Annotated in this window: 1 protein-coding gene; it reads right to left on the reverse strand. The window is 72.9% G+C overall.

The features are described 5' to 3' along the window. The coding region (locus tag MKK49_RS07115; RefSeq protein WP_244027368.1) for an Ig-like domain-containing protein at nt 1–576 on the reverse strand (576 nt) is incomplete at both ends.

A 576-nucleotide genomic window follows, 5' to 3' on the forward strand; every position in this document is an offset into this window, starting at 1 on the left:
GCCGGCATCGGCGGTGGTGTCGATGGTGAGCGCGAGGGGCTGGGAGGTGACCACGCTGCCGTTCGCCGTGAGGCTGGCGGTGAAGCTGTAGGCGCCGTCGGCCAGGGCCGGGACGTCGACGCTCCAGGTGCCGTTGGCCGCGACGGTGGCGGTGGCGGTCTGGAGGCCGAGGGCCGTCGCGTACGCCACCGTGACGGTGGCGCCGGCCAGTCCGATCCCCGACAGGGTCGGCGTCGGGTCGGCGGTGATGCCGTCGCCCTGCACGCCGGTATCGACCGAGTAGGCGGTGATGACGGGCAGGACCGGGGCGACGCCGGTGACGTCGCGGGTGGCCGGCGTCAGGGTCGCGAGATTGCCGGCGAGATCGGCGATGTCGGAGCCCGGCGCCAGGCCGAGGCTGAGGGTGCCGCTACCCTGGATGCCCGCGACGGTGACGACGTAGCTGCCGCCCGACCCCGTCACCGACGTGACCTCAGCGGTGACGCCGTTCGTGCCGGTCAGGACGAAGTCGTTTGCCGTGACGTTGGCGACCGTCTCGGAGAAGCCGACCGCGTAGGTGAAGCTCGCGACGGTGGG

The sequence above is a fragment of the Methylobacterium sp. J-090 genome (assembly GCF_022829345.1).
Lineage (GTDB): Bacteria > Pseudomonadota > Alphaproteobacteria > Rhizobiales > Beijerinckiaceae > Methylobacterium.